1 protein-coding gene is annotated in these 233 nt (G+C 60.1%); it reads left to right on the forward strand.

Annotation, left to right across the window (positions count from 1 at the left end; genetic code table 11):
• Positions 1–233: NAD(P)-binding protein (locus Ga0451573_RS19595; protein WP_231685898.1), on the forward strand; the 233-nt coding region annotated here is incomplete at both ends.

Genomic DNA, 233 nt, shown 5'->3' on the forward strand with positions numbered 1-233 from the left:
CATCGGTTCGGGGATTGGCGGGTCGACTATTGCCGCCGGTCTGGCGGGATCGGGTGCAGACATCCTGATCCTGGAGGCGGGGGGTCATTTGCCCGACCGTCCGGAGAACCGCGATCCGCGCGCGATCTTCCAGAAGGGTTTTTTCCGCCCGGATGAAAGCTGGTACGATGCGGAAGGCAAGGCGTTCAATCCCGGCAATTACTACAATGTCGGCGGCAATTCGAAGTTCTATG

Source organism: Phosphitispora fastidiosa (assembly GCF_019008365.1).
GTDB lineage: Bacteria > Bacillota > Thermincolia > Thermincolales > UBA2595 > Phosphitispora > Phosphitispora fastidiosa.